This window comes from Amycolatopsis sp. NPDC051758 (genome assembly GCF_044453095.1).
GTDB lineage: Bacteria > Actinomycetota > Actinomycetes > Mycobacteriales > Pseudonocardiaceae > Amycolatopsis.
In genome coordinates, this window is record NZ_JBITCJ010000005.1 from 608218 (window position 1) to 632100 (window position 23883).

The following is a 23883-nucleotide window of genomic DNA, read 5'->3' on the forward strand; positions in this document are numbered from 1 at the left end:
GTCCCCAGCGTCCGGGAAAGCGTTGCGGCGCAACGGGGTGCGGACCGCCGTTTAGCACATCTGCCTCAGCCGCACGCAATCGCCGTACCGCGTGCGGGCCCCCCGGACGGCCGCCGGTAGCCTCTTGGCCGTGTCCGTGTCCTCGTCCAGTTCCCAGGTGCCGGAAAGCCCGGTGAAAGCGGTCCCCGCGCCGCCGCGTCCGGCGCGCATCGACCCGGTCCCGCTGGCGACCCTCCTCGCCAGGGCGGACGCCCGCCTGATCGCCGACTCGCCCGACGCGGCCGAGCTCACCGTCACCGGCACCACGCTGCGGGCGCAGCACGTGCTCCCCGGCGACCTCTTCGCGGCCCTCCCGGGCGCCCGCGCGCACGGCGCCGACTTCAGCGACCAGGCGGTCGCCGCCGGCGCCGTCGCGGTGCTCACCGACGCCGAGGGCGCCGAACGGCCCGCGCTGCGCGACGCCGGCGTCCCGATCCTCGTGCACGCCGACCCGCGTGCCGCCCTCGGCGAGATCGCCGCCTGGATCTACGGCGAGCCGTCGCTGCGGCTGTCCGTCCTCGGCGTCACCGGCACCTCCGGCAAGACCACGACGTCCTACCTGGTCGACGCCGGGCTGGCGGCCGCCGGGCTGACCACCGGCATGATCGGCACGGTCGAGACCCGGATCGCCGGCGAACGCCTGGTCAGCGGGTTCACCACACCGGAGGCGCCGGACCTGCAGGCGCTGTTCGCGGTGATGCTGGAGCGCGGCGTCACGCACGTGGCGATGGAGGTCTCCAGCCACGCGCTCGCGCTGGGCCGGGTCAACGGCACCCGGTTCGCGGTCGGCGCGTTCACCAACCTCTCCCAGGACCACCTGGACTTCCACAAGGACATGCAGGAGTACTTCGCCGCGAAGTCGCTGCTGTTCGACGGCCGCTCGACCACCGAGGTCGTCGTGGTCGACAGCGCGTGGGGGCAGGCGCTGCTCACCCCGCAGACGATCACCGTGACCACGGATCCCGGCACCGACGCCGCGTGGAAGGCCACCGACCTGGAGGCCACCCCGCACGGTGAGCAGACGTTCACCCTGCACGGCCCGGACGGCGTCTCGGCGCCCGCCCGGATCCCGCTGCCCGGCGAGTTCAACGTCGCCAACGCCGTGCTCGCCGCCGCGATCCTGAGCACCGCCGGGGTGGGCCTGGAGCACATCGTCGCCGGGCTCGCGCAGGTGCAGGTGCCGGGCCGGATGGAGCGGGTGCACGTCGGCCAGGACTTCACCGCCGTCGTCGACTACGCCCACAAGCCGGCCGCGGTCGCGCAGGGCCTCGACGCGCTGCGGGCGCGCACCGAGGGCCGGATCATCACCGTGCTCGGCTGCGGCGGCGACCGGGACACCGCGAAGCGCCCGATGATGGGCGAGGCGGCGGCCCGCCGCAGCGAGGTCCTGATCGTCACCGACGACAACCCGCGTTCCGAAGACCCCGCGGCCATCCGGGCCGCGATGCTCGCCGGCGCCCGCGCCGTCGGCCCGGCCGAGGGCGGCGAGATCGTCGAAATCGGTGACCGCCGCGAGGCCATCGCCCACGCCGTCGCGCTGGCCGGGCCGGGCGACATCGTCTTCCTCGCCGGCAAGGGGCACGAGACCGGCCAGGCGGCCGGCGGTGTTGTGCACCCGTTCTCCGACCGCGACGAGCTGGCCGCGGCCATCCGCAACAAACTCGAGGTGAGTGTGTGATCGTGCTCAGCCTGGCCGAGATCGCCGACGTCGTCGGCGGCCGGCTGCACCACGCCGACCCGGGCACGCAGGTGACCGGCAGTGTGGAGTTCGACACCCGGAAGCTGACCCCCGGCGGCCTGTTCGTCGCCCTGCCGGGCGAGCAGGTCGACGGCCACGACTTCGCCGCGCAAGCGGTCGACGCCGGTGCCGCGGCCGTGCTGGCCGCCCGTGAGGTCGACGCGCCCGCGATCGTCGTGCCGCCCCTGGCTCCCGGCGAGGCGCACGAGCGGTCGGTCGCGCTGACCGGCGACAAGGACGGCTCCGGCGCCGCGGTGCTGGCCGCGCTGGCCAAGCTCGCCCGGTTCGTCGTGCAGCGCCTGGCCGAGGGCAACCTGACCGTCGTCGGTGTCACCGGCTCGTCCGGCAAGACGTCGACGAAGGACGTCATCGCGCAGCTGCTCGAGCCGCTCGGCCCGACGGTCGCGCCGCCCGGGTCGTTCAACAACGAGCTGGGCCACCCCTGGACCGCGCTGCGGGCCGACGCGGAGACCCGGCACCTGGTGCTGGAACTGTCCGCCCGCGGGCCCGGCCACATCGCCCACCTCGCCGAGATCGCCCCGCCGAAGATCGGCGTCGTGCTCAACGTCGGCAGTGCGCACGTCGGCGAGTTCGGCTCCCGCGAAGGCATCGCGAAGACCAAGGGTGAGCTGGTCGAGGCCCTGCCCGAGGACGGCGTCGCGGTGCTCAACCTGGACGACCCGCTGGTCGCGGCCATGGCGAGCCGCACGAAGGCTCGCGTGGTGTTCGTCGGCGAGACCGCGTCCGCGCAGGTCCGCGCGGAGAACATCACGCTCGACGACGAGGCCCGCGCCTCCTTCCGGCTGATCACCCCGGCCGGCGAGGCCGACGTCAAGCTGCCGCTGCACGGCGAGCACCACGTCGGCAACGCGCTGTCCGCCGCGGCCGTCGCCCTCGAGCTGGGCGCGACCCCGGCGGAGATCGCCACCCGGCTCTCCGGCCTCGAACGGCGCTCCGCGCGCCGCATGGAGGTCGTCACCCGGCCCGACGGCGTGACGATCCTCAACGACTCCTTCAACGCCAACCCCGAGTCGATGCGGGCCGGCCTGAAGGCGCTCGCCGCGATGACACGCGAGTCCGGCCGCCGGTCCTGGGCCGTGCTCGGCGTGATGGGCGAGCTCGGCGCGGACTCGGTCACCGCCCACGACGAGATCGGCCGGCTCGTCGTCCGGCTCAACATCGCCAAGCTCGTCGTGATCGGCCCCGAGGCGGCGGCCATGCACCAGGGGGCGTTCCAGGAGGGCTCCTGGGGCGAGGAATCGATCCTGGTACCCGACGTCGGCGCCGCCGCCGCCCTGCTGCATGATCAGCTCCGTCCCGGGGACGTGGTGCTGGTCAAGGCCTCCAAGGCCGCCGGTCTTTGGCGGGTCGCCGAAGCCCTGCTCGAACCCCGGAAATCCGACAACTCCGAAGAACGCTCGAACGGTGGTGACGCGTGATCAGCATCCTGATCGCGGCCGCGGCGGGCCTGCTGATCTCCATCCTGCTCACGCCGTACCTGATCCGGGTCTTCTCCCGGCAGGGCTTCGGCCAGGAGATCCGCGAGGAAGGCCCGCAGGGACACAAGTCCAAGCGGGGGACCCCGACCATGGGTGGCGTCGCGATCATCATCGCGATGGTGGCCGGGTACTTCGTGGCGCACTTGATCAACTGGATGTTCAACTCCCGCAGCGGCGCGCCGAGCGTGTCCGGGCTGCTGGTGCTGATGCTCGCGGTGGGACTGGGCGTCGTCGGGTTCCTCGACGACTTCATCAAGATCCGCAAGCAGCGCAACCTGGGGCTGAACAAGACCGCGAAGCTGGTCGGCCAGCTGGTGGTCACCATCGCCTTCGCGGTGCTGGTGCTGCAGTTCCCGAACGAACAGGGCATCACGCCGGCGTCGGAGAGCCTCTCCTACGCCCGTGACCTGGCGCTGATCACCTTCCCCTCGGTGATCTTCGTGATCTTCTGCTACATCGTGATCTCCGGCTGGTCGAACGCGGTGAACTTCACCGACGGCCTCGACGGCCTGGCCGGCGGCGCGGCGGCGATGGTGCTGGCCACCTACGTCGTCATCTCGTTCTGGCAGGAGCGCCTCTCCTGCGCGAACGGCCCGGCGGCCGCCTGTTACGACGTCCGGGACCCGCTCGACCTGGCCACCGTGGCCGCCGCAGCCACCGGCGCGTGTGTCGGGTTCCTCTGGTGGAACGCGGCCCCGGCGAAGATCTTCATGGGCGACACCGGCTCGCTGGCCCTCGGCGGCCTGGTCGCCGGGCTGTCCATGACGACCCGCACCGAGCTGCTCGCCATCGTCATCGGCGGCCTGTTCATGGTCGAGATGATCTCGGTGGTCGCGCAGATCGCGGTGTTCCGGACGACCCGGCGAAGGCTCTTCCGGATGGCCCCCTTCCACCACCACTTCGAGCTCGCCGGGTGGGCGGAAACCACGGTGATCATCCGGTTCTGGCTGCTCTCGGCGATCTGCTGCATGTTCGGGCTCGGCCTGTTCTACAGCGAGCAGCTCGGAGGCTGACGTGGATGTCGCCGGTCGTCACGTCCTCGTCGCCGGTGCGGGTGTCACCGGCAAGTCGATCGTCCCCGTGCTCGTCGACCTCGGCGCGCGGGTCACGGTCACCGACGGCAACGCCGAGCGCCTGGCCGAGCTCGAGGGCCTCGGCGCCGAGCTGGTGCCGGGGCTGAGCGAGCCGCCGTCCGACGTCGTCCTCGTCGTCACCAGCCCGGGCTGGCGGCCGACGTCACCGCTGCTGGCCGCCGCGGCCGAGGCCGGGATCGAGGTCATCGGCGACGTCGAACTGGCCTGGCGGGTCGGGCAGCTGCGCGAGCACCCGCCGTCGTGGCTGGTGATCACCGGCACCAACGGCAAGACGACCACCGCGGGCATGCTCGAGTCGATCCTCAAGGCGGCCGGCGCGCATGCCGTGGCCTGCGGGAACATCGGCTACGCGGCACTCGACGCGGTCCGCGCGGGGTACGAGGTGCTGGCCGTCGAGCTGTCGAGCTTCCAGCTGCACTGGTCCTCGACGCTCGCGCCGGACGCGGCCGTGGTGCTGAACCTGGCCGAGGACCACATCGACTGGCACGGCTCGATGGACGAGTACGCGGCCGCGAAGGGGCGCGCGTACACCCGCGCCAAGATCGTGGTGCACAACGCCGACGACGACTGGTCCACCCGGATCGCCGAGGAGCACGCGTCCGAGAGCGCCCGTCGTGTCGGGTTCCGGCTGGACACGCCCGCTGCCGGTGAGCTCGGCCTGGTCGAAGACCTGCTGGTCGACCGCGCTTTTGTCGCCGACCCGGACAACAGCGCCGAGGAACTCGCGACGCTGGCCGACGTCCGCCCGGCCGGCCCCCACAACGTCTCGAACGCCCTCGCGGCGGCCGCGCTGGCCCGCTCGCACGGCGTCTCGCCGGAGGCCGTCCTGAAGGGCCTGCGCGAGTACCAGCCCGCGCCGCACCGGGCGGTGGAGGTCGCCGAGATCGCCGGCGTCCGGTACGTCAACGACTCGAAGGCGACCAACCCGCACGCGGCCGCCGGGTCGCTGCGCGCCCACCAGAGCATCGTCTGGATCGCCGGAGGCCAGCTCAAGGGCGCCTCGGTCGACGAACTCGTGAGCAGCATCGCTGGCCGCTTGCGGGGAGTTGTGCTACTCGGCGTCGATTCACCCGTGATCGCCGCCGCGGTGGCGCGACACGCGCCGGATGTCCCGGTGAACAGCCTCCGTCCGGGTGACCATGAACCCATGACTGCGGCGGTGAGTGCGGCCAGCGCGATGGCCCGATCCGGTGACGTGGTGCTGCTCGCACCCGCCGCGGCGTCGTTGGACATGTTCCGCAACTACGGCGAGCGCGGCGACGCGTTCGCCGCGGCGGTGCACGTCCTCCGCGACGACGCAGCGGGGGAGCCGAGTGACGGTCACTGAGCCCAAGTCCCAGCCCACCCCGAAGCGGCCGCGCCGGGAGCGCAAGGAAAGCGGGTTCGTCACCTTCCGGACCGCGCTGACCGCGTGGCTCTCACGCCCGCTCGCGTCGTTCCACCTCGTGCTCGCCCTCACCGGCGTGCTCACCGTCATCGGCATCGTCATGGTGCTTTCGGCGTCCTCGGTCGGCTCCTACAACCCGAAGACCGGCAGCGGGGTGTACTCGCTGTTCACCAAGCACCTGGTGTTCGTCGCGATCGGCTCGGTCGTGTTCTGGGTGGGCCTGCGGGTGAACCTGGAGCGGATCCGGCGGATGTCGGCGACCGCGACGGTCATGTGCCTGAGCCTGCTGGTGCTCGTGCTGACGCCGCTGGGCTCGACGGTCAACGGCTCGCAGGGCTGGTTCAAGCTCGGCGACTTCACCTTCCAGCCGGTCGAGGCCGCGAAGGTCGCGCTGGCCTTCTGGGGCGCGCACATCCTGGTGATCAAGTACAACGTGATCCACCAGTGGCGGCACCTGCTGGTGCCCGTGGTGCCGATCGCGCTGCTGATGTTCGCCCTGGTCATGCTGCAGCCGGACCTCGGCGGCACGGTCACCCTGGCGGTGGTGCTTCTGGCGCTGCTGTGGTTCGCCGGCGCCCCGAAACGGCTCTTCGGCGTGATCCTCGCGGGTGGCTTGGCCGGCGTGCTGGTGCTCGCCGTCATCGCGCCCTACCGGCTCGACCGCGTCATGTCGTTCCTGTCGCCGGACGCCGACACCAGCGCCGAGGGTTTCCAGGCCAACCAGGCCAAGCTGGCCCTGGCCGACGGCGGGTTCTTCGGCAAGGGCCTCGGCCAGGGCACGTCCAACTGGGGCTACCTGCCGAACGTGCAGAACGACTTCATCTTCGCCCTGATCGGCGAGGAGCTCGGGCTGATCGGCTGCGTCGTCGTGCTCGCGCTGTTCGCCGGGGTCGCCGTCGTGGGCCTGCGGATCGCCACCCGCAACATCGACCCGTGGATCCGGATCGTCTCCGGCACCTTGACGGTGTTCCTGGTGGCGCAGGCCGGCATCAACATCGGCTACGTCGTCGGCCTGCTGCCGGTCACCGGCGTCACGCTGCCGCTGATCTCCTACGGCGGCACCTCGCTGGTGATCACCATGCTCATCATGGGCGTGCTCGCGAACGCCGCGCGGCACGAACCGGAGGCGGTGGCCGCGCTGCGCACACAGGGGCCGGGTAAATTCGGACGTCTGCTGCGGCTGCCCGCGCCCGACCCGTACCGCCCGCCCGCCACGCGCAAGGGGGCGGGGCGAAGTGGGGCGAAGGCGGCCAGGCCGGCGCCCCGTGCGGCGCGGCCCGCCCCGGCACAGGAACGACGCAGGTCGGTCCGCGAGCCGGTGCGCCGCAGCGCGGCACGGACGAGCACGGCCACGTCTCGCGGGGCCGCGCGGACAACAGCGAGCCGTGGTACCCGGAGTACCGCGAACCGGAGAGGTCATTGGTGAGTAAGCCCGTCAAGGGAACCGAGCGAGCCGCCGCGGGCAAGGGGCCCGTGGTCGTGGTCGCCGGAGGTGGCACCGCAGGACACATCGAACCCGCCCTCGCCCTGGCCGACGCCGTCATGCGGCTGCGCCCGGACGCCACGGTGATCGCGCTGGGCACCGAGCGCGGCCTGGAGAACAAGCTCGTCCCGGCCCGCGGTTACGCCCTGGAGCTGATCCCGCCGGTCCCGCTGCCCCGCAAGCCGACACCGGAGCTGCTGCGGCTGCCCCTGAAGGTGCGGGACTCGGTCCGCAAGACCCGTGAGGTGCTCGACCGGGTCGGCGCGGACGTCGTTGTCGGCTTCGGCGGCTACGTCGCCCTGCCCGCCTACCTGGCCGCGCGCGGGCGTGTCCCGATCGTCGTGCACGAGGCCAACAAGTCGGCCGGCCTGGCGAACAAGGTCGGCGCGCGGTTCGCCAAGCGCGTGGCGGTCGCCGTCCCGGGAACGCCGCTGCCGAAGGCCGAGGTCGTCGGGATCCCGCTGCGGCGGTCGATCACGTCGCTGGACCGCGCCGCGCTGCGGGCCGAGGCCCGCGCGCACTTCGGGCTGGACCCGGACGCGCCGACGCTGCTGGTGTTCGGCGGTTCGCAGGGCGCGCAGTCGATCAACGCCGCGGTGTCCGGCGCCGCCAAGGACCTGGCCGACGCCGGGATCGGCGTGCTGCACGCGCACGGCCCGAAGAACACGCTCGTCGTGCAGGAGTTCCCGGGCAAGCCGGCCTACGTGCCGGTGCCGTACCTGGAGCGGATGGACCTGGCCTACGCGGCGGCGGACGTCGCGATCTGCCGCTCGGGCGCGATGACGGTCGCCGAGGTGACCTCGGTCGGGCTGCCCGCGGTGTTCGTCCCGCTGCCGATCGGCAACGGCGAGCAGGCTTCGAACGGCCGTCCCGCGGTCGACGCGGGAGCCGCGCTGATGGTCGAGGACGCCGACCTGAGCCCGGCGAAGGTCGCCGAACTGGTCGTCCCGCTGGTCACCGACGCCGACCGCGTCGCGAAGATGGGCGCGGCCGCGGTCGGTATGGGCCACCGCGAAGCCGACGAGACCCTCGCTCGCATCGTCCTGGAGGCCGCTGGTGCCTGAGTTGCCTGAAGAGCTGCGCCGGGCGCACCTGATCGGGATCGGCGGGGCCGGCATGTCCGGCATCGCGCGGATCCTGCTGGCGCGCGGGGCTTTTGTGTCGGGTTCCGACGCCAAGGAGTCCCGCGCGCTGCTGTCGCTGCGGGCCCAGGGCGCGGAGCTGTTCGTCGGCCAGAGCGCCGCGAACATTTCGGCGCTTTCGCAGCCGCCGTCCGCTGTGGTCGTCTCGACGGCCATCAAGGAGACCAACCCGGAGCTGGTTGCGGCCCGCACCGCGGGGATCCCGGTGCTGCACCGGGCACAGGCGCTGGCCGGGCTGATGGCGGGCCACCGCGTCGCCTGCATCGCCGGGACGCACGGCAAGACGTCGACGACGTCCATGCTCACCGTGGCGCTGCAGCACTGCCGGCTCGACCCGTCGTTCGCCATCGGCGGCGACCTCAACGAGTCCGGCGCCAACGCCCACCACGGCGAAGGCGGCATCTTCGTCGCGGAAGCCGACGAGAGTGACGGCTCGTTCCTGACCTACTCGCCGTCGGTCGCGGTCGTGACGAACGTCGAGCCGGACCACCTGGACCACCACGGCACCGCCGAGGCCTACACGAAGGTGTTCACCGAGTTCGTCGGCCGGATCGTGCCGGGCGGGCTGCTGATCGTCTGCGGTGACGATCTCGCGGCGGACGAGCTGGGCAAGCAGGCCGCGGAGCTGGGTGTCCGGGTGCGCCGTTACGGTCGCACCGTCAGCGACGAGGGCGACGCCCGCATCCTCGACTACACCGCGGCGCCGGACGGCGGTGTCGTGCGGCTCCTGCTGGACGGCTCCGAGCTGTCGGTGCGGGTCGCGGTGCCGGGTGAGCACATGGCGCTCAACGCGGTCGCGGCGCTGCTGGCCGGGATCGAGCTGGGCGCCCCGGCCGAGGGGCTCGCCGAGGGGCTGGCGGCGTTCGGTGGTGTGCGCCGCCGCTTCGAGTTCAAGGGCCGCGCCGGCGACGTCCGCGTCTACGACGACTACGCCCACCACCCGACCGAGGTCAACGCGCAGCTGCGCGCGGTGCGGACCGCGGCGGGCGACGGCCGGGTCATCGTGGTGTTCCAGCCGCACCTGTACTCGCGGACGAAGCTGTTCTCGGCGGAGTTCGCTTCGGCGCTGTCCCTGGCCGACGAGGTTGTCGTGCTGGACGTCTACGGCGCCCGCGAGGAGCCGGAGCCGGGGGTGACCGGGGCGCTGATCGCCGATGCGGTGACCGTGCCGGTGCACTACGAGCCGGCGTTCGACGTCGCCGCCGGTCTGGTGGCGGGGCTCGCTCGTGGGGGCGACCTGGTCGTCACCATGGGCGCCGGGGACGTGACGCAGCTGGGCCCGGAGATCCTCGTCGAGCTGGACAAGCGCTGAGCCGATGAGTCCGACCAGGGAACGCCGCCGTCCGTCCGAAGAGGACGAACGGGATCGTGCTGCCCTGGCGCGGGAACGGCGCGGGCGGCGCTCCGACGAGGAACGCCGCCGCACCCGCGCCGCGCGCCCCGCGCCGCGCAACCGGCGGCCCAACCGGCAGGTGGAGATGCGCCGCCGGTGGGTCGCGCTGCTCAGCGTGCTGACCCTGGTCGCGCTGGTCTACCTGCTGTTCTTCAGCTCGATGCTCGGGGCGAAGGACGTCTCGGTCGCGGGCGCCCGCACGGTGCCGGCCGACCAGATCCGGGTGGTGGCGGCGGTCCCGGTCGACAAGCCCATGCTGCGGCTGAGCACCGACGAGATCCGCGACCGGGTGGCCGCGATGCCGGGCATCGCCACGGTCGAGGTGTCACGCTCGTGGCCGAACACGGTCGAGATCACGGTGACCGAGCGGACGGCGATCGCGTTCTTCGACAGCGGCCCGGGCGGCGACGGTGTCCACCTCGTCGACGGCGGCGGCGTGGTGTTCAAGACGGTGCCCGCCCGCCCGGCGGGGCTGCCGGAGCTCAAGCTGCCGAAGGTGTCGGCGGACGACCCGGTGACGCGCGCGGTGACGGCGGTCCTCGGGGTGATCCCGGAGCAGCTGCTCAAGCAGGTCACCACGGCGACGGCGAAGACTCCGGCGAGTGTCGAGTTCACGTTGTCGAGCGGGAAGATCGTCCGCTGGGGAACGGCGGAGCAGACCGACCGTAAGGCGAAGGTCCTCGCGGCGCTGCTCACCCAAGAGGGCAAGGTTTACGACGTCGCGGCGCCCGAGCTGCCGACCATCACCTCCTGAAATCCCCTTTTTATGTGCACTCTGATTCCCGTATGCCGTACGATCTCGTACGGCATACGGATACGAGGAGGGTGTCATGACGATCCTGGTGACGGGCGCGACCGGCAGCGTGGGCCGGCTGGTGGTCGACGAGCTGCTCGCGGCGGGGGTGCCGGTGCGCGCGCTGACCGTCGAGCCGGAGCGGGCTTCGCTGCCCGACGAGGCGGAGGTGGTGGTCGGCTCGCTGGCTCGTCCGTCGACGCTGCCGGTGGCGCTGAAGGGTGTTGACGCCGTGTACCTCGCCCCGATGGCGCGGACCGTCCGAAAGTTCTGCGAACTGGCCACCGGCGCGGGCATCAAGCGGGTCGTCGCGCTGTCGGGCAGCAGTGTCGGCGACGACCACGAAGGCTCCAGTGGCAACGAATACGGCGCCGTCGAGGAAGCGGTTCGGGAAGCCGGGTTCGCGTGGACGTTCCTGCGCCCCGGCGTCTTCATGAACAACACGCTCGATTGGGCGCCCATGGTTCGCGCGGGCGAGGTCGCGATGGCGTACGGCGACGCGACGCAGACCCCGATCGACCTCGGCGACATCGCCGCGGTGGCCGCCCGGGTGCTGACCACCGAAGGACACATCGGCCAGACGTATGTCCTCAGTGGACCGGCGGCGATCAGCCTGCGCGGTCAGGTCGCGACGCTGGAATCGGTGCTGGGCAAGGAGATCCGGTTCCGCGAGCTGACCCGGGACGAGCAGCGTGCGCAGTGGGTCGGGTACGGCGTCCCCGAAGCCGCCGTCGACTGGCTCCTGGACGGCTTCGAGGAGACGCTGCGGCACCCGCAGGTCCCGACCGGCGTTGTCGAGGAGCTGCTGGGCCGCCCGGGGACGACGTATGCGGAGTGGGTTTCCGCGCGGCGCGACGTGTTCGGCTAGACCTCGGTGCGTGTCATTCCGGCCAGACCGAGCAGCGGGAGGACACCGGCGAAGACGACGACCGCCGTCCAGCCGCCCAGGTGGTAGGCGATGGAGCCGGCCTGGGAGCCGATCGCGCCGCCGATGAAGAACGTGCCGAGGTAGACGCTGTTGACGCGGGCGCGGGCCGACGGATCGAGCTGGTAGATCACGTGCTGGCCGGTCACCAGCGTCGCCTGGACGGCCGTGTCGACCGCGATCGCGGCGATCGCCAGCAGGATCACGCTGTGCGCGCCGAAGCCGGCGAGCGCGAAGGCCGCCGCGCAGAGCACAAACGCGCCCGCGGTGAGCTGCCGGCCGTGGCCGTGGTCGGACCACCGCCCGGCCAGCGGCGCCACCGCGGCACCGGCCGCCCCGGCCAGCGCGAACAGGCCGACGCCGAGCTGGCTGTAGTTGAACGGCGGGGCGGTGAGCACAAACGCGATCGTCGTCCAGAACGCGCTGAACGCCCCGAACATCGCCGACTGGTAGAGCGCGCGGTGGCGCAGCGCAGGGTGTTTCTTCCACATGGCCAGGGTCGAGCGCAGCAGCTGTCCATAGTGGACATCGGTCTTGGGCGCGCGCCGCGGCAGGATAAACCGCAGCACCACGCCGAGCGCGGCCATCGCCCCCGCCGAGATCAGGAACACGACGCGCCAGCTGGTCACCTCGGCCAGCAGGCTGGCGACCACGCGGGAGAGCAGGATGCCGAAGAGCAGCCCGCTCACGACCCGCCCGACGATCCGGCCACGGATGGCATCGGGGGAGATGTCGGCGGCGAACGGGATGAGGATCTGCACGACGACGGACGCCGCGCCGACGACCAGGGAGGCGATGAGCAGCACGGCGAACCCGGGGGCGACGCCGGTGACCACCAGCCCGGCGCAGGCGAGCGCGAGCAGCGTCGCGACCAGGCTGCGGTTCTCGAGCCGGTCACCGAGCGGGACGAGCAGCAGCATCCCGGCGGCGTATCCGATCTGGGTGGCCGTGACCACCCCGCCGGCGGCGGCCTCGCCGACCCCGAACGTGTGCCGCAGCTCGGCGAGCAGCGGCTGGGCGTAGTAGAGGTTGGCGACGGTAAGTCCACAGGAGACGGCCAGCAGCAGCACGAGCCAGCCGGGCGGGGCTTTTTGCTCGGTCTCGGTCATGCGCGCCCCTCGTGGAACCGGTTTGATCGGTTCCCGACGGTACCAGTCAAACCGGTTCCGGCGTACTGTGACCCGTATGACGGACCGATTCCGCGCGGGAGCGGGCAGGCTGTGCCTCGACTTCATCCGCACGCTGCGCTACCGCGGAACACCCTCGGAAGAGGAGGAACTCCCGGACGCATCGGCGTGGGGAGCGTGGATCGACGCGTTCGGCCCGTACGCGGTTCCTGTCCGGCCGACGTCGGCGTCCGTCGGGGACGCACGGGCGGCGCGCGAGGCGATCCATGCGTTGCTGACCGGTTCTCTGCGCCCCGCGACCCGGCAGCGGTTGAACCGGTTCGCGGCCCTCCCGGTGCCGGCGCCGTCGTTGTCGGCCTCGGGCGAGGTGCGCTGGCAGGCACCGGACCCGGCTTCGGCGATGCTGGCTTTGCTGGCGCGGGACGCGTTGGATCTGGTGACGTCCCCGGAGTTTGCGCGAGTCCGACGGTGCGCGGGTCCTCGGTGTGGGGCGCTGTTCCTGGACACGTCGAGGCCGGGCACGCGGCGGTGGTGCTCGATGGAGATCTGCGGGAACCAGGCGAAGAAGTCGACTTATCGAGCCAAGGTCACCGCGTCCTGACGTAGGCTTATGCGAACACGCGACTGAACACTGAGTGACCTTGCTTGCACCCAGTGTGCTCATTACCGTGATTGTCATGAAGCTACGGCCGATCGCCGAGGAGTGCACGAAGGGCACGTGCCCTACGGTGTATCTCGCGGACAACGGGAACCTCGTTGTGCAAGGCAAGCTGGTGCGTACCGCCGAAGGACTCAGCCTCGGTCCCGGTGAATCCGCCGTGGAGTTGCCGATCGAGCTGGCCAGGGAGGCGTGGCGTGCGCTTGACCGATGACGAGTGGGAGTCGAAGCTCGACACCTTCCGTTCGTCGGCCTTCCGCATGGAGGTCCAGCAGACCTACGCCATGGATGACGAGCAAGAGGACCTGGATTCGTTCTTGTCCGGGGCGTCCCGGCCGGACGGGTACAACGAGGAGTGGTGCGAGTTCGTCCGTGGTGTCACGGCCGGTGGGCGAACCATGCAGCGGGTCAAACTCGTCCAGCGGCCCTACACCGACTACACCAGGTTCGTGATGGGCTGGGCCGTGCCGGCGAACGTCGCCGCGGGTGAGGACTACCGGATCGTCGATCTGCCGTCGGGTGTTGCGTCCCCGCTGACCGAGCAGGACTTCTGGTTGTTCGACGACGAGCAGGTGATCCACCTCGACTTTGATGCCGGCGGTGCCTTGCTGGGTATAGAACTCGTCGAACAACCGGACCTCGATCATTATCGCCGGCTCCGTGATCTCGGACTCCGGCTCGGCACGCGATTCCGCGATTGGCATGCTGGAGCCTGAAGAGGGTGCTCCCCGGAACCTGGCTGAGACGCTGCGAGAGCTGCGGCGCGCCTCCGGGCTGTCGGGGGAACGGCTGGCCGGGCGATGCGCGATGAGCCAAGCGAAGATCAGCCGGATCGAGACGGGCAAGGTGCTGCCGACGGTCATCGACGTGGAGCAGATCGTCCGTGCGCTCGGTGTCCCCCTGCCGGTGGCCGACGAGCTGCTGGCGCTCGCTCGGGCGGCCAACGTCGATTACGCGTCTTGGCGCGCCTATGCCCGGCTCGGTATCTGGCGCAAACAAGCGGAGATCGCGAAGCTTTCGGATTCGGCGACGGTCGTCCGCCAGTTCCTTCCCGCGATTCCGAGCGGATTGCTGCAGACTGCCGCCTTCGCCCGCTCGGCGCTGCAGCCCAAGGTGAGTTCCGAGCCGGTGTACGACGTCGAGCGAGCGGTTCGCGCCCGGCTCGACAGCCGGCAAGTCCTCGAGGATCCGCGGCGCCGGTTCGAGTTCGTGCTGACCGAACAGGCGGTGCGCTGGCAACTGGCCGAACCGTCGGTGATGCGCGAGCAGGTGGAGCATCTCGCCACCATGGCCGCGAGGCCGAACCTGGACATCGCGATCCTGCCGAGCTCGGCCCGGATGCCGGAGACGCCGCTGAACCTGTTCGTCGTCTACGACGAGCGACTGGTCACGGCCGAACTCTTCTCCGGTGAGGTCGTGCTCCGTGATCCCCGCGATATCGCCTATCACCTTGAACTGTTCGAACTGTTCCAAGCCCATGCCTTGAGAAACGGCGACGAGATCCGATTTCTGTGCAGGGTTGCCGCAGAATTGATGTGACTGCGCGAATAACCATCGCGGACCGAGGGCTGCTCGTTCTAAGTTCGGAGAATGAAGAACATCACTCGCACTTGCGGCGACTGTCAAGGAAAGGGCTGCGGCGGCTGCGATGGCACCGGCACGATCACCATTGTCGAAGACTGACCCGCTGCTGCGCCCAGGACTCACCCCGGAAGAATTCCGCTTCGGCACCCGGACGCAGGTCTTCTACCAAGCCCCTTATCCAACCGAAGGGCCAACGGAAGCGACGGACGCATCCGGCCGCCGGGCATGGATGTACATGTACGCGCACTTCGTCTTCTGCTGGACCGAAGGCGCCTCACGGGTTCACGTCAGTCACGGAACCCTGGCCGGCCCCAAGATGACTCTGTGGACCGACATCCGGATCGCCGGGCACTGGTCCGGGGTCGTGCTGGCGGACTTCGGGCAGGCCTGGGTGGCTGCGCACCTCGCCAAGTTCGCGCGCTGAAACGGCCCCCCGCGGTAAGCGAGGGGCCGTTCGAAAGACACTCAGTTCAGCGCCGCATCCAGCGTGATCGTCGTGCCCGCCAAGGCCTTCGACACCGGGCACGTCTTCTCCGCCGTCTCGGCCCACTCCGCGAACTGCTCCGCCGAAACGCCGTCGATCGACGCGCGCAGCGTGATCGCGATGCCGCTGATCTCGAACCCACCACCGGCGGCCGGGCCGAGCGTTACCTCTGCGCTGACGTCGATCGAGTTCGCGGTGATCTTCTGGGACTCCAGCACGCCCGACAGGTTCATCGCCAGGCAGGACGAGTGCGCCGCGGCGATGAGCTCTTCGGGGCTGGTCTGGCCGTCCGGGTTGCCCGCTCGGGTCGGGAACGAGACGGAGAACGTGCCGGCGTTGGACGAGTCCAGTGTGACCTCGCCCTTTCCGTTCTGCAGTCCGCCGACCCAGTGGGTGGTCGCGTCACGGCTGGGCATCAGGGCCTCCATGTGAGTACGCGGTGGCCGACGCTGTCAGCCGCCGCAGGGTTGTGATGAGTTCTCGCCGCGAAGCGTCGTCGAGGCCCAGTGCGCAGCCGATGGCCGAGGGGACGCTCGCGGCGCGGGTGCGCAAGGAACGGCCCTCCTCGGTCAGGCTGATCACCACGGTGCGTTCGTCCTCGGGCAGCCGCGCCCGGGTGACCACTCCGTTGGCCTCAAGCCGCTTGAGCAGCGGGGAAAGCGTGCCGTAGTCCAGGTGCAGCGCCTCGCCGATCTCCTTGACCGGCCGGTGGTCGGACTCCCACAGCACCAGCAGCACCAGGTACTGCGGATACGTGAGGCCGAGCTCGCCGAGCAGGGGACGGTACGTGTCCGTCACCGCGCGCGACGCCGCGTAGAGCGCGAAGCAGGTTTGCTCGTCCAAGAGGAACTCATCCGGCACGTCCGTAAACCTAGTCCACGATTACATCGTGCGCAAGGTAATCCGGAAACTTGTCGGTGGTGCCTGGCAGACTCCCGTCCATGACCGAACGACCGCAGCGCCCGAAGGTCCCGCTCACCGGCGGCGAGCGCGAGATCCTCACCGCCCTGCTCGACTACCACCGCGCCACCGTCGCCTGGAAGAGCCAAGGGCTCACCGAAGCGCAAGCTCGCCAAGCCCACCTGCCGAGCGAGCTGACGACCGTCGCCGGCCTGCTCGCGCACCTCACGCTGAACGAGTGGTTCTGGTTCGCCGTGGTCGTCGACGGCGAAGAGGACGTCTGGGAAGCGAAGCTCGAGCAGGACCCGGATGCCGAGTTCCGGGTCCCGCCCGAGACCACACTCGCTCAACTGCTGGCCGACTACGAGAAGCAGTCCGCCCGCAGCCGCGAGATCGTCGCGAAGCACGAGCTGGACGACGAAGTGACGCACAAGGAGGAGACCTTCAACGTCCGCTGGGTCGTCACGCACATGATCGAGGAGACCGCCCGCCACGTCGGCCACCTCGACGTCCTGCGCGAGCTGACCGACGGCCTCACCGGGGAGTGACCTTCTTGGGCGGCAACGGGAAGAAGCCGCTGGTCCGCTCGACGTAGTGCGCGTACGCCGGGCGGGTCTTCGCCATGCCCTTCTCCAGCATGGGTTTGCCCGTTCCTCGAGCCAGCGTGAACGTCATCGCGATGGGGGAGAGGATCGTCGCCGCACCCGGCCACGTCGAGCAGGCCAGCAGGTAGAGGCCCCACCACACACACGCGTCGCCGAAGTAGTTCGGGTGCCGCGTGTAGCGCCATAACCCCGTGTCGAGCACCTTGCCCTTGTTCGACGGGTCGGCTTTGAACCGGCGCAGCTGGTCGTCGCCGACCGTCTCGAACCCGAAGCCGATCACCCACACGAGGACGCCGAGCCAGCCGAGCACCCCGAACCCGGTGCCGTACCCGGCGAACTGCACCGGCAGCGAGACGAAGTACAGCACCACGGCCTGGAAGAGGTACACCCGGAGGAACATCCGCAGCGGCCCCTGGCCCATGCGGGCGTACCGCGGGTCCTCGGGCAGCTTGTGGTTGCGCAGGTGCAGGTGCAGCGAGAGCCGCACGCCCCAGATCACGGTCAGCGCCGTCACGACCAGCCGCAGCGGGAGCGGCCCGTCACCGAAGGGGAACGCGGCCAGCGCGACGATCGCGAAGCCGAGCCCCCAGAACGTGTCGATCGTGTCGTAGCGCTTGCGCGCCCGTGCGATCCCGAAGGTCACCACCGTCGCCACGAGCGTGACGCCGGCGGTGACCAGCAGCGTGCCGCCGAGGGGCATCAGTTCCACTCCCGCGTCGCCGGCATGCCGCTGACGCCGTGCTCGTCCGGTCGCACACTCAGGATCTGGTCCACACCCATCCGGTTCTCCTCGAACGCCAATGCCCCGCCGACCAGGTACAGCCGCCACACCCGCGCGCCGGTCTCGCCGATCAGCGCGACGACGTCGGCCCAGTTCTCCTCCAGGGTGTCGGCCCAGGCCCGGACCGTCCAGACGTAGTGCTCGCGCATCGCGTGCACGTCCCGGACCTCGAGGCCCGCGGTTTCGAGGTGTTCGACGGTCCGGCCCACCGGCCGCATGGTCATGTCGGGGGCGATGTACCGCTCGATGAACGCGCCACCGCCGGGCGCGACGTTGCCGCGTGACATCTGCTGGATCAGCACCCGCCCGCCGGGCTTCACCATGCGATGCAGCGTCGCGGCGTAGGTGGGGTAGTTGACTTCGCCGACGTGCTCGCCCATCTCGATCGACGCCACCGCGTCGAACGGCGCGTCGGGCAGCTCGCGGTAGTCCTGCCGGCGCACCTCGACGCGGTCTTCGAGGTCGTGCTGGGCGAGCCGGCCGCGGATGTGCTGCAGCTGCTCGGCCGAGAGCGTGATGCCTACCGCGTGCACACCGTGGTGCTTGGCCGCGTGGACCAGCAGCGAACCCCAGCCGCAGCCGACGTCGAGCAGCCGCATGCCCGGCCGCAGCCCCAGCTTGCGGCAGATCATCTCCAGCTTGTCGGACTGCGCCTCCGCCAGGCCGTACCCCGGCTCGTCGGAGGTGAAGTACGCGCTGGAGTAGGCCATCGACTCGTCCAGCAGCAGCTGGTAGAAGGCGTTGCCCAGGTCGTAGTGGTGGGCGATGGCGGACTTGTCGCGCAGCAGGCTGTGCAGCTTGCCCGACAGCCGGGCCTCTTCGACCGGCGGCTTCGGCGGCGGCCCCACCACCCCCAGGCGAGCGCCGAGGGAGACGGCTTCGGCCCAGTCGCGCGGCCCGAGCTTCACTCGATCGATCTCACCCGTGCGGGTGAGGGCCCAGATCCGGCGGAAACCGTCGGCGAGATCACCTTCGACGTCCAGATCACCGGTGACGTAGGCGCGGGCGAGACCCAGCTCACCCGGTGCGTAGAGCAGGCGGCGCAGGGCGCGGCGGTTGCGCAGGACCACGGTGGGCGCGTCCACTGGGCCCACGCGGGTTCCGTCCCAGGTCCGCAAGCCCACGGGGAGCTGCCCGCCGAGGAGTTTTTCGGCGAACGAGGCGAGGCGGTGCGCGGTGCTGTTCGGCATGTCCGGGATTCGCTCTCTCCTGCGTCGTGGATTGGTGCCGGCTGCATCCAATCCACATCCGGCGCGGCGGCGAAGTACCGGTGTGGAGATCACGGGAGAACGCATCGCCGTCATCGGCAGCGGGGTGGCCGGGCTGACGGCGGCATATCTGCTGCAACGCAAGCACGAGGTCCTGCTCTTCGAGTCCGACGACCGGCTCGGCGGGCACGCGCACACCCACGACGTGCCCAGCGCCCACGGCGGCACCATCGGCGTGGACTCGGGTTTCATCGTCCACAACGAGCGCACCTACCCGACGCTGCTGAAGCTGTTCGCCGAGCTCGGGGTCCGCACCCGCGACACCGAGATGTCGATGAGCATCCGCTGCGACGGCTGCGGCCTGCAGTACGCCGGCGCGAAGGGGCTACCCGGGCTGTTCGCCCAGCGCGGCAACGTCCTCCGGCCGCGCTACGTGCGGATGCTCGCCGAGGTGAAGCGGTTCCACCGGCACGCGAAGCGGCTGCTGGACGAGAAGGACGCGGGCGACGTCACGCTCGGCGCGTTCCTCGCCATCGGCGGTTACACGCGCTACTTCGTCGACCACTTCATGCTGCCGCTGGTGTCGACGGTCTGGTCGGCCGACCGCAGCGACACCCTCCGGTACCCGGCGCGCTACCTGTTCGAGTTCCTCCGCAACCACGGCATGCTGAGCGTCAAGAACTCGCCGTCGTGGCGGACCGTCGTCGGCGGGTCCCGCGAATACGTCGAACGCGCGGCCAAGCAGCTCACCGCCGTGCACCTGTCGACGCCGGTGCGGTCGGTGCTGCGGACCGCCCGCGGGGTGGAGATCCGCGACGACGCCGACACGCCGCACCGGGTCGACCGGGTCGTCGTCGCCACGCACGCCGACCAGGCGCTGGCCCTGCTGGCCAACCCGACCGCCGCCGAGCGCGAGGTGCTCGGCGCGTTCCGCTACTCCGAGAACGAAGCCTGGCTGCACACCGACACCAGCGTGCTGCCGTCGCTGGCCGACGCCCGCGCGGGCTGGAACTACCGGGCCCCCGTGTGCGGTGCCCCGACCGGCGCGGTCCAGGTCAGCTACGACATGAACCGCCTGATGCGGCTGGACGAGCCGACCGGCTACGTCGTCACGCTCAACCCCGGGGACGGCCCCGGCGCGGACGCGCTGGTCGCGAAGATGCACTACGAGCACCCGGTCTACACGCCGGAAGCCGTTGCCGCGCAACGACGACTGCCCGAGCTGAACGACGGCGTGCTCGCCTACGCCGGCGCCTACCACGGCTGGGGCTTCCACGAGGACGGCTGTTCGTCGGGGGCCCGCGCCGCCGAAAGCCTCGGGGTCGCCTGGTGACGAACGCGCTCTACGACGCCACGGTCGCGCACGTGCGGCGGATCGACCCGCCGCACTCCTTCGCGCACCGCGTGTACCTGTGGCTGGTCGACCTGGACGCGCCGCCGCGGCTGCCGTGGTGGTCGCGGCCGTTCGCCCGGTTCGACGACCGCGACCACTTCGTCGCGAGTGATCCGCGGGGGATCCGGGAGAAGCTCGACTCGTGGCTCGCCGAGCGCGGGGTCGACCTGCGGGGCGGCAAGGTCGTGATGCTGGCCGCCGCGCGGGTGCTCGGGTACGTCTTCAACCCGATCAGCGTCTACTGGTGCCACGACCCCGAGGGGCGCCTGGAGTGCGTCGTCGCCGAGGTGCACAACACCTACGGCGGCCGGCACGCCTACCTGCTGCACCCCGACGAGGCCGGCCGCGCCCGCACGGCCAAGGAGTTCTACGTTTCGCCGTTCCAGGAGATGGACGGCGAGTACCGGATGCGCCTGCCGCACCCGGAAGCGCTCCTCGACCTCACCGTGGCGTTGCGCCGCGAGAACTCGACGCCGCTGGTCGCTACGCTCCGGGGGGTTCGCCGACCGGTGAACCCGCGGTGGCTGGCCCGGCTCGTGCTGGCCCGGCCGCTGCTGCCGCAGCGGGTGTCCGCGCTGATCCGCCGCCACGGCGTCGTGCTGTGGCTGCGGAAGGCCGCGGTCGTGCCGCGCACCCCGCAGAACGCCGGAGGACAGCTGCATGGATGAGCCGGCCCGCTCGCGCCCCCTGGCTCCGGTGCCCTCGGACGAGGTCCCGGCCGGGCCCACCGCCGAAGAGCTGATGGTGCGCGTCGCCAAGGGTGACGAGCGGGCGTTCGAGCTGCTCTACGACCAGTTCTCCGGGCCGATCTTCGGGCTCGTGCGGCGGATCGTGCGGGACGCCGCCCAGTCCGAAGAGGTCGCGCAGGAGGTGCTCGTCGAACTGTGGCGCACCGCGACGCGGTACTCGCCCGAGAAGGGCTCCGCGCTGAACTGGGCGATGACCCTGGCGCACCGCCGGGCCGTCGACCGCGTCCGCTCGGCGCGCGCCAGCACCGAGCGGGAGCAGAAGGCGACCTTCGAAGCCGCCCGCGGCCGGCCGTTCGACGAGGTCGCCGAGTCCGTCACCGCCCGGCTCGAACGCTCCCAGGTGCGCAAGTGCCTGTCCTTCCTGACCGATCTGCAGCGCGAATCCGTGCTGCTCGCCTACTACCAGGGCTATACGTATCGCGAGGTGGCCGAAGTGCTGTCGACGCCGCAAGGAACCATCAAGACGCGGCTGCGGGACGGCTTGATCCGCCTGCGGGACTGCTTGGGGGTGACCGCGTGAGCACTCCCGAGATGCACACCCTGGCGGGCGCGTTCGCGCTCGACGCGGTGTCCGACCTCGAGCGGGCGGAGTTCAGCCGCCACCTCGAGCAGTGCGACTCGTGCGCGCAGGAGGTCGCCGAGCTGCGCGCGACCGCGGCCCGGCTGGGCGCGGCGATGGCCGAAGAGCCGCCGCCGGAGTTCAAGGACCGCGTCATGGCCGCCATGCACGCCACCCGCCAGCTGCCGCCGCGGACCCGGCCCGTCACCGAACGGCACCGCCGCTCGGCGCGGGCGCCGCGCTGGGCGGTCGTCGTGACGGCCGCGGCCGCCGTCATCGGCCTCGCCGCGGGCGGTGTGTTCGGCGGGATCGCGCTGACCCAGCAGGAGCAGCTCCAGACCGCGCAGAGCCGGCTGGACCAGGCGAGGCAGCGGTACGAGCCGGTGGCGGCGCTGCTCGCGGCCCCGGACACGAAGACCGTCCACGGCGACGCGCCCATCGGCGGCGGCGTGACGGTCATCGTGTCGAAGTCCCTGAACCGCGTGATGGTGATGGACGCCGGGCTGCCGGTGCAGCCGGGCGGCAAGGTGTACGAGGCCTGGCTGATCACCGGCGGGAACGCGCCGCGCTCGGCCGGGGTGATCGCCTCGACCGACGCCGGTGGCCTGGTCGTGGCCGACGGCGTGGGGTCCGTCGACAAGCTCGCGGTGAGTGTCGAACAGGCCGGTGGATCGCCCAGCGGGGCGCCCACGGAGGTGCTCATGAGCATGCCGGCGCCGGCCTGATCTTGCGCCATAGCAGATCGGGCCGGGGCGGTGTTCGCGGCTCCCAGCTCTTGCGCGCTCGAACGTGTTGTGGCAAAACACCTTTGCGACACACGGCGTGCCTACTGGATTAGAGCCTGCCTGGTGCCTACCGTCCTGCCTAACGTCGGCGGTTGACATAACTCTCAATCTGGGGTTTAGGTTGAGAGTTGATCACTCACCGGCGGGCTGTACGGGCACAACGATCAGGAAGGCGGACTTCGATGACGCCCCCGCACAACTACCTTGCGGTGATCAAGGTGGTCGGCATCGGCGGTGGCGGCGTGAACGCCGTGAACCGCATGATCGAGGTCGGCCTCAAGGGTGTCGAGTTCATCGCGGTGAACACCGACGCACAAGCACTGCTCATGTCCGACGCCGATGTCAAGCTGGACATCGGCCGCGAGCTGACCCGTGGCCTCGGCGCGGGCGCCGCCCCCGAGGTCGGCCAGAAGGCCGCCGAGGACCACCGGGAAGAGATCGAAGAGGTCATCAAGGGCGCCGACATGGTGTTCGTGACGGCCGGTGAAGGCGGCGGCACGGGTACCGGCGGCGCGCCGGTCGTGGCGCAGATCGCCCGCAAGCTGGGCGCGCTGACCATCGGCGTGGTGACGCGCCCGTTCACCTTCGAGGGCAAGCGCCGCGGCAAGCAGGCCGAAGACGGCATCCAGTCGCTGCGCAACGAGTGCGACACGCTCATCGTGATCCCGAACGACCGGCTGCTGCAGCTCGGCGACATCGGCGTCTCGCTGATGGACGCGTTCCGCTCCGCGGACGAGGTGCTGCTGTCCGGTGTCCAGGGCATCACCGACCTGATCACCACCCCGGGCCTGATCAACCTCGACTTCGCCGACGTCAAGAGCGTCATGTCCGGCGCGGGCTCCGCCCTGATGGGTATAGGGAGCGCACGCGGTGAAGGCAGAGCCATCCAGGCGGCGGAGAAGGCGATCAACTCGCCGCTCCTCGAAGCCTCCATGGATGGTGCGCACGGCGCGCTGCTTTCGATCGCGGGTGGTTCGGATCTCGGCCTGTTCGAAATCAACGAAGCCGCGTCGCTGGTGCAGGAGTCCGCGCACCCGGACGCCAACATCATCTTCGGCACGATCATCGACGACTCCCTCGGCGACGAGGTCCGCGTCACGGTGATCGCGGCCGGCTTCGACGCCGGCGCGCCGACCCACAAGAAGCTCGACCCGTCGACCTTCGGCTCCGGCTCGCGCCAGGGCTCGACCACGGCGTCGGCCTCGGCGGGGCAGGTTTCGAACCAGCAGGGGCCACCGTCGGGGGCCACCCCGGTGCCGCCGGCGGGCAGCTCCGGCTACCCGGTCGCGCCGCCGCGGTCGCACTCGCCGCTGCCCTCGGCGTCCGGCCAGAACTCCGGTGGGCTCCCGCAGCCCGGCGGCGGTTCGCGCGGCTACTCGCCGATCGGCTCCAACGCGACCCAGGGCAGCCTGCCCGGCCGCGCGATGCCGGTGCACGACGACCCGTCGGACGACGAGGTCGACGTGCCGCCGTTCATGCGGCGCTAGCAGACACCACACTGAAGGCCATCGCCCGCTGACTAGAGTCGGTGGGCGGTGGCCTTCAGCGACGTTCAGG

At 70.9% G+C, this 23883-nt stretch carries 24 protein-coding genes; 19 read left to right on the plus strand and 5 right to left on the minus strand.

Annotated elements, in window-relative coordinates:
* Window positions 1-172 precede the first annotated feature (172 nt).
* From ACIA5G_RS26450 to ACIA5G_RS26490, 9 genes are all read left to right on the plus strand, one after another.
* Complete coding sequence (locus ACIA5G_RS26450) at window positions 173-1717, plus strand: UDP-N-acetylmuramoyl-L-alanyl-D-glutamate--2,6-diaminopimelate ligase (RefSeq protein WP_395928024.1); 1545 nt, start codon at window positions 173-175, stop codon at window positions 1715-1717.
* Window positions 1714-3216, plus strand: coding sequence for a UDP-N-acetylmuramoyl-tripeptide--D-alanyl-D-alanine ligase (gene murF / locus ACIA5G_RS26455; RefSeq protein ID WP_395927697.1), 1503 nt, complete (start codon window positions 1714-1716; stop codon window positions 3214-3216). Before ACIA5G_RS26450 ends, murF begins: the two co-directional genes overlap by 4 nt.
* Entirely contained in the window at window positions 3213-4289 is a 1077-nt protein-coding gene (gene mraY / locus ACIA5G_RS26460) for a phospho-N-acetylmuramoyl-pentapeptide-transferase (RefSeq protein WP_395927699.1), read from the plus strand. Before murF ends, mraY begins: the two co-directional genes overlap by 4 nt.
* A 1-nt stretch (window position 4290) precedes the next feature.
* Window positions 4291-5697, plus strand: coding sequence for a UDP-N-acetylmuramoyl-L-alanine--D-glutamate ligase (murD, locus tag ACIA5G_RS26465; RefSeq protein ID WP_395927701.1), 1407 nt, complete (start codon window positions 4291-4293; stop codon window positions 5695-5697).
* Window positions 5684-7183: a putative lipid II flippase FtsW gene (gene ftsW, locus ACIA5G_RS26470; RefSeq protein ID WP_395927703.1), complete on the plus strand. Its 1500-nt coding sequence runs from the start codon at window positions 5684-5686 to the stop codon at window positions 7181-7183. Before murD ends, ftsW begins: the two co-directional genes overlap by 14 nt.
* The gene (gene murG / locus ACIA5G_RS26475; protein WP_395927705.1) at window positions 7180-8304 is read left to right on the plus strand and encodes an undecaprenyldiphospho-muramoylpentapeptide beta-N-acetylglucosaminyltransferase; all 1125 of its coding nucleotides are present in this window, start codon (window positions 7180-7182) and stop codon (window positions 8302-8304) included. The genes ftsW and murG overlap by 4 nt, the downstream gene beginning before the upstream one ends.
* Window positions 8297-9694 carry a UDP-N-acetylmuramate--L-alanine ligase gene (gene murC, locus ACIA5G_RS26480; RefSeq protein ID WP_395927707.1) on the plus strand — a complete coding sequence of 466 codons (1398 nt, stop codon included), beginning with the start codon at window positions 8297-8299 and terminating at the stop codon, window positions 9692-9694. The genes murG and murC overlap by 8 nt, the downstream gene beginning before the upstream one ends.
* A gap of 4 nt (window positions 9695-9698) precedes the next feature.
* Window positions 9699-10529 carry a cell division protein FtsQ/DivIB gene (locus tag ACIA5G_RS26485; RefSeq protein WP_395927709.1) on the plus strand — a complete coding sequence of 277 codons (831 nt, stop codon included), beginning with the start codon at window positions 9699-9701 and terminating at the stop codon, window positions 10527-10529.
* A 76-nt stretch (window positions 10530-10605) separates the two neighbouring features.
* Complete coding sequence (locus tag ACIA5G_RS26490; RefSeq protein WP_395927711.1) at window positions 10606-11436, plus strand: NAD(P)H-binding protein; 831 nt, start codon at window positions 10606-10608, stop codon at window positions 11434-11436.
* Here ACIA5G_RS26490 and ACIA5G_RS26495 read toward each other — a convergent pair.
* Window positions 11433-12602 carry an MFS transporter gene (locus tag ACIA5G_RS26495; protein WP_395927713.1) on the minus strand — a complete coding sequence of 390 codons (1170 nt, stop codon included), beginning with the start codon at window positions 12600-12602 and terminating at the stop codon, window positions 11433-11435. The genes ACIA5G_RS26490 and ACIA5G_RS26495 overlap by 4 nt on opposite strands.
* Window positions 12603-12678: 76 nt before the next feature.
* Here ACIA5G_RS26495 and ACIA5G_RS26500 point away from each other — a divergent pair, with 76 nt between their 5' ends.
* From ACIA5G_RS26500 to ACIA5G_RS26515, 4 genes are all read left to right on the plus strand, one after another.
* The gene (locus ACIA5G_RS26500; RefSeq protein WP_395927715.1) at window positions 12679-13221 is read left to right on the plus strand and encodes a CGNR zinc finger domain-containing protein; all 543 of its coding nucleotides are present in this window, start codon (window positions 12679-12681) and stop codon (window positions 13219-13221) included.
* 76 nt (window positions 13222-13297) lie between these two features.
* Window positions 13298-13492, plus strand: a complete 195-nt coding sequence (locus tag ACIA5G_RS26505; protein WP_395927717.1) for a hypothetical protein — start codon at window positions 13298-13300, stop codon at window positions 13490-13492.
* Window positions 13476-13994, plus strand: a complete 519-nt coding sequence (locus tag ACIA5G_RS26510; RefSeq protein WP_395927719.1) for a DUF6879 family protein — start codon at window positions 13476-13478, stop codon at window positions 13992-13994. Before ACIA5G_RS26505 ends, ACIA5G_RS26510 begins: the two co-directional genes overlap by 17 nt.
* Entirely contained in the window at window positions 13939-14817 is an 879-nt protein-coding gene (locus tag ACIA5G_RS26515; protein WP_395927721.1) for a helix-turn-helix domain-containing protein, read from the plus strand. The genes ACIA5G_RS26510 and ACIA5G_RS26515 overlap by 56 nt, the downstream gene beginning before the upstream one ends.
* A 510-nt stretch (window positions 14818-15327) precedes the next feature.
* On the opposite strand, the gene ACIA5G_RS26520 is transcribed toward ACIA5G_RS26515, so the two are convergent.
* Window positions 15328-15762 (minus strand): OsmC family peroxiredoxin, encoded by a 435-nt coding sequence (locus ACIA5G_RS26520; protein ID WP_395927723.1) that lies wholly within the window; start codon window positions 15760-15762, stop codon window positions 15328-15330.
* A complete protein-coding gene (locus tag ACIA5G_RS26525) occupies window positions 15749-16207 on the minus strand; it encodes a MarR family winged helix-turn-helix transcriptional regulator (protein WP_395927725.1) in 459 nt (152 codons plus the stop codon). The genes ACIA5G_RS26520 and ACIA5G_RS26525 overlap by 14 nt, the downstream gene beginning before the upstream one ends.
* 80 nt (window positions 16208-16287) lie before the next feature.
* Between ACIA5G_RS26525 and ACIA5G_RS26530 the strand changes: the two genes are divergently transcribed.
* Window positions 16288-16794: a DinB family protein gene (locus ACIA5G_RS26530; protein WP_395927727.1), complete on the plus strand. Its 507-nt coding sequence runs from the start codon at window positions 16288-16290 to the stop codon at window positions 16792-16794.
* Here ACIA5G_RS26530 and ACIA5G_RS26535 read toward each other — a convergent pair.
* Together ACIA5G_RS26535 and ACIA5G_RS26540 are read right to left on the minus strand one after the other, a co-directional pair.
* Window positions 16781-17551 (minus strand): DUF1295 domain-containing protein, encoded by a 771-nt coding sequence (locus ACIA5G_RS26535; protein ID WP_395928026.1) that lies wholly within the window; start codon window positions 17549-17551, stop codon window positions 16781-16783. The two genes, ACIA5G_RS26530 and ACIA5G_RS26535, sit on opposite strands and share 14 nt — an antisense overlap.
* Window positions 17551-18822, minus strand: a complete 1272-nt coding sequence (locus ACIA5G_RS26540) for a class I SAM-dependent methyltransferase (protein ID WP_395927729.1) — start codon at window positions 18820-18822, stop codon at window positions 17551-17553. Before ACIA5G_RS26540 ends, ACIA5G_RS26535 begins: the two co-directional genes overlap by 1 nt.
* 82 nt (window positions 18823-18904) lie before the next feature.
* Between ACIA5G_RS26540 and ACIA5G_RS26545 the strand changes: the two genes are divergently transcribed.
* The 5 genes from ACIA5G_RS26545 (at window position 18905) to ftsZ (ending at window position 23813) form a co-directional block, all read left to right on the plus strand.
* Entirely contained in the window at window positions 18905-20173 is a 1269-nt protein-coding gene (locus ACIA5G_RS26545) for an NAD(P)/FAD-dependent oxidoreductase (protein WP_395927731.1), read from the plus strand.
* Window positions 20167-20901 (plus strand): DUF1365 domain-containing protein, encoded by a 735-nt coding sequence (locus ACIA5G_RS26550; RefSeq protein WP_395928028.1) that lies wholly within the window; start codon window positions 20167-20169, stop codon window positions 20899-20901. The genes ACIA5G_RS26545 and ACIA5G_RS26550 overlap by 7 nt, the downstream gene beginning before the upstream one ends.
* Window positions 20894-21502: an ECF RNA polymerase sigma factor SigK gene (gene sigK, locus ACIA5G_RS26555; protein ID WP_395927733.1), complete on the plus strand. Its 609-nt coding sequence runs from the start codon at window positions 20894-20896 to the stop codon at window positions 21500-21502. The genes ACIA5G_RS26550 and sigK overlap by 8 nt, the downstream gene beginning before the upstream one ends.
* 11 nt (window positions 21503-21513) lie before the next feature.
* Entirely contained in the window at window positions 21514-22266 is a 753-nt protein-coding gene (locus tag ACIA5G_RS26560; protein ID WP_395928030.1) for an anti-sigma factor domain-containing protein, read from the plus strand.
* A 242-nt stretch (window positions 22267-22508) separates the two neighbouring features.
* The gene (gene ftsZ, locus ACIA5G_RS26565) at window positions 22509-23813 is read left to right on the plus strand and encodes a cell division protein FtsZ (RefSeq protein WP_395927735.1); all 1305 of its coding nucleotides are present in this window, start codon (window positions 22509-22511) and stop codon (window positions 23811-23813) included.
* Window positions 23814-23883: the final 70 nt, after the last annotated feature.

Excerpts from the sequence above, each read along its gene's own strand:
- ACIA5G_RS26560 (WP_395928030.1), top strand. The coding sequence starts at position 21,514 with ATGCACACCCTGGCGGGCGCGTTCGCGCTCGACGCGGTGTCCGACCTC.
- sigK (WP_395927733.1), top strand. The coding sequence starts at position 20,894 with ATGGATGAGCCGGCCCGCTCGCGCCCCCTGGCTCCGGTGCCCTCGGAC.
- ACIA5G_RS26540 (WP_395927729.1), bottom strand. The coding sequence starts at position 18,822 with ATGCCGAACAGCACCGCGCACCGCCTCGCCTCGTTCGCCGAAAAACTC.
- ACIA5G_RS26505 (WP_395927717.1), top strand. The coding sequence starts at position 13,298 with ATGAAGCTACGGCCGATCGCCGAGGAGTGCACGAAGGGCACGTGCCCT.
- ACIA5G_RS26485 (WP_395927709.1), top strand. The coding sequence starts at position 9,699 with ATGAGTCCGACCAGGGAACGCCGCCGTCCGTCCGAAGAGGACGAACGG.
- ACIA5G_RS26535 (WP_395928026.1), bottom strand. The coding sequence starts at position 17,551 with ATGCCCCTCGGCGGCACGCTGCTGGTCACCGCCGGCGTCACGCTCGTG.
- ACIA5G_RS26490 (WP_395927711.1), top strand. The coding sequence starts at position 10,606 with ATGACGATCCTGGTGACGGGCGCGACCGGCAGCGTGGGCCGGCTGGTG.
- ACIA5G_RS26495 (WP_395927713.1), bottom strand. The coding sequence starts at position 12,602 with ATGACCGAGACCGAGCAAAAAGCCCCGCCCGGCTGGCTCGTGCTGCTG.
- ACIA5G_RS26500 (WP_395927715.1), top strand. The coding sequence starts at position 12,679 with ATGACGGACCGATTCCGCGCGGGAGCGGGCAGGCTGTGCCTCGACTTC.
- ftsZ (WP_395927735.1), top strand. The coding sequence starts at position 22,509 with ATGACGCCCCCGCACAACTACCTTGCGGTGATCAAGGTGGTCGGCATC.
- ACIA5G_RS26530 (WP_395927727.1), top strand. The coding sequence starts at position 16,288 with ATGACCGAACGACCGCAGCGCCCGAAGGTCCCGCTCACCGGCGGCGAG.
- ACIA5G_RS26520 (WP_395927723.1), bottom strand. The coding sequence starts at position 15,762 with ATGCCCAGCCGTGACGCGACCACCCACTGGGTCGGCGGACTGCAGAAC.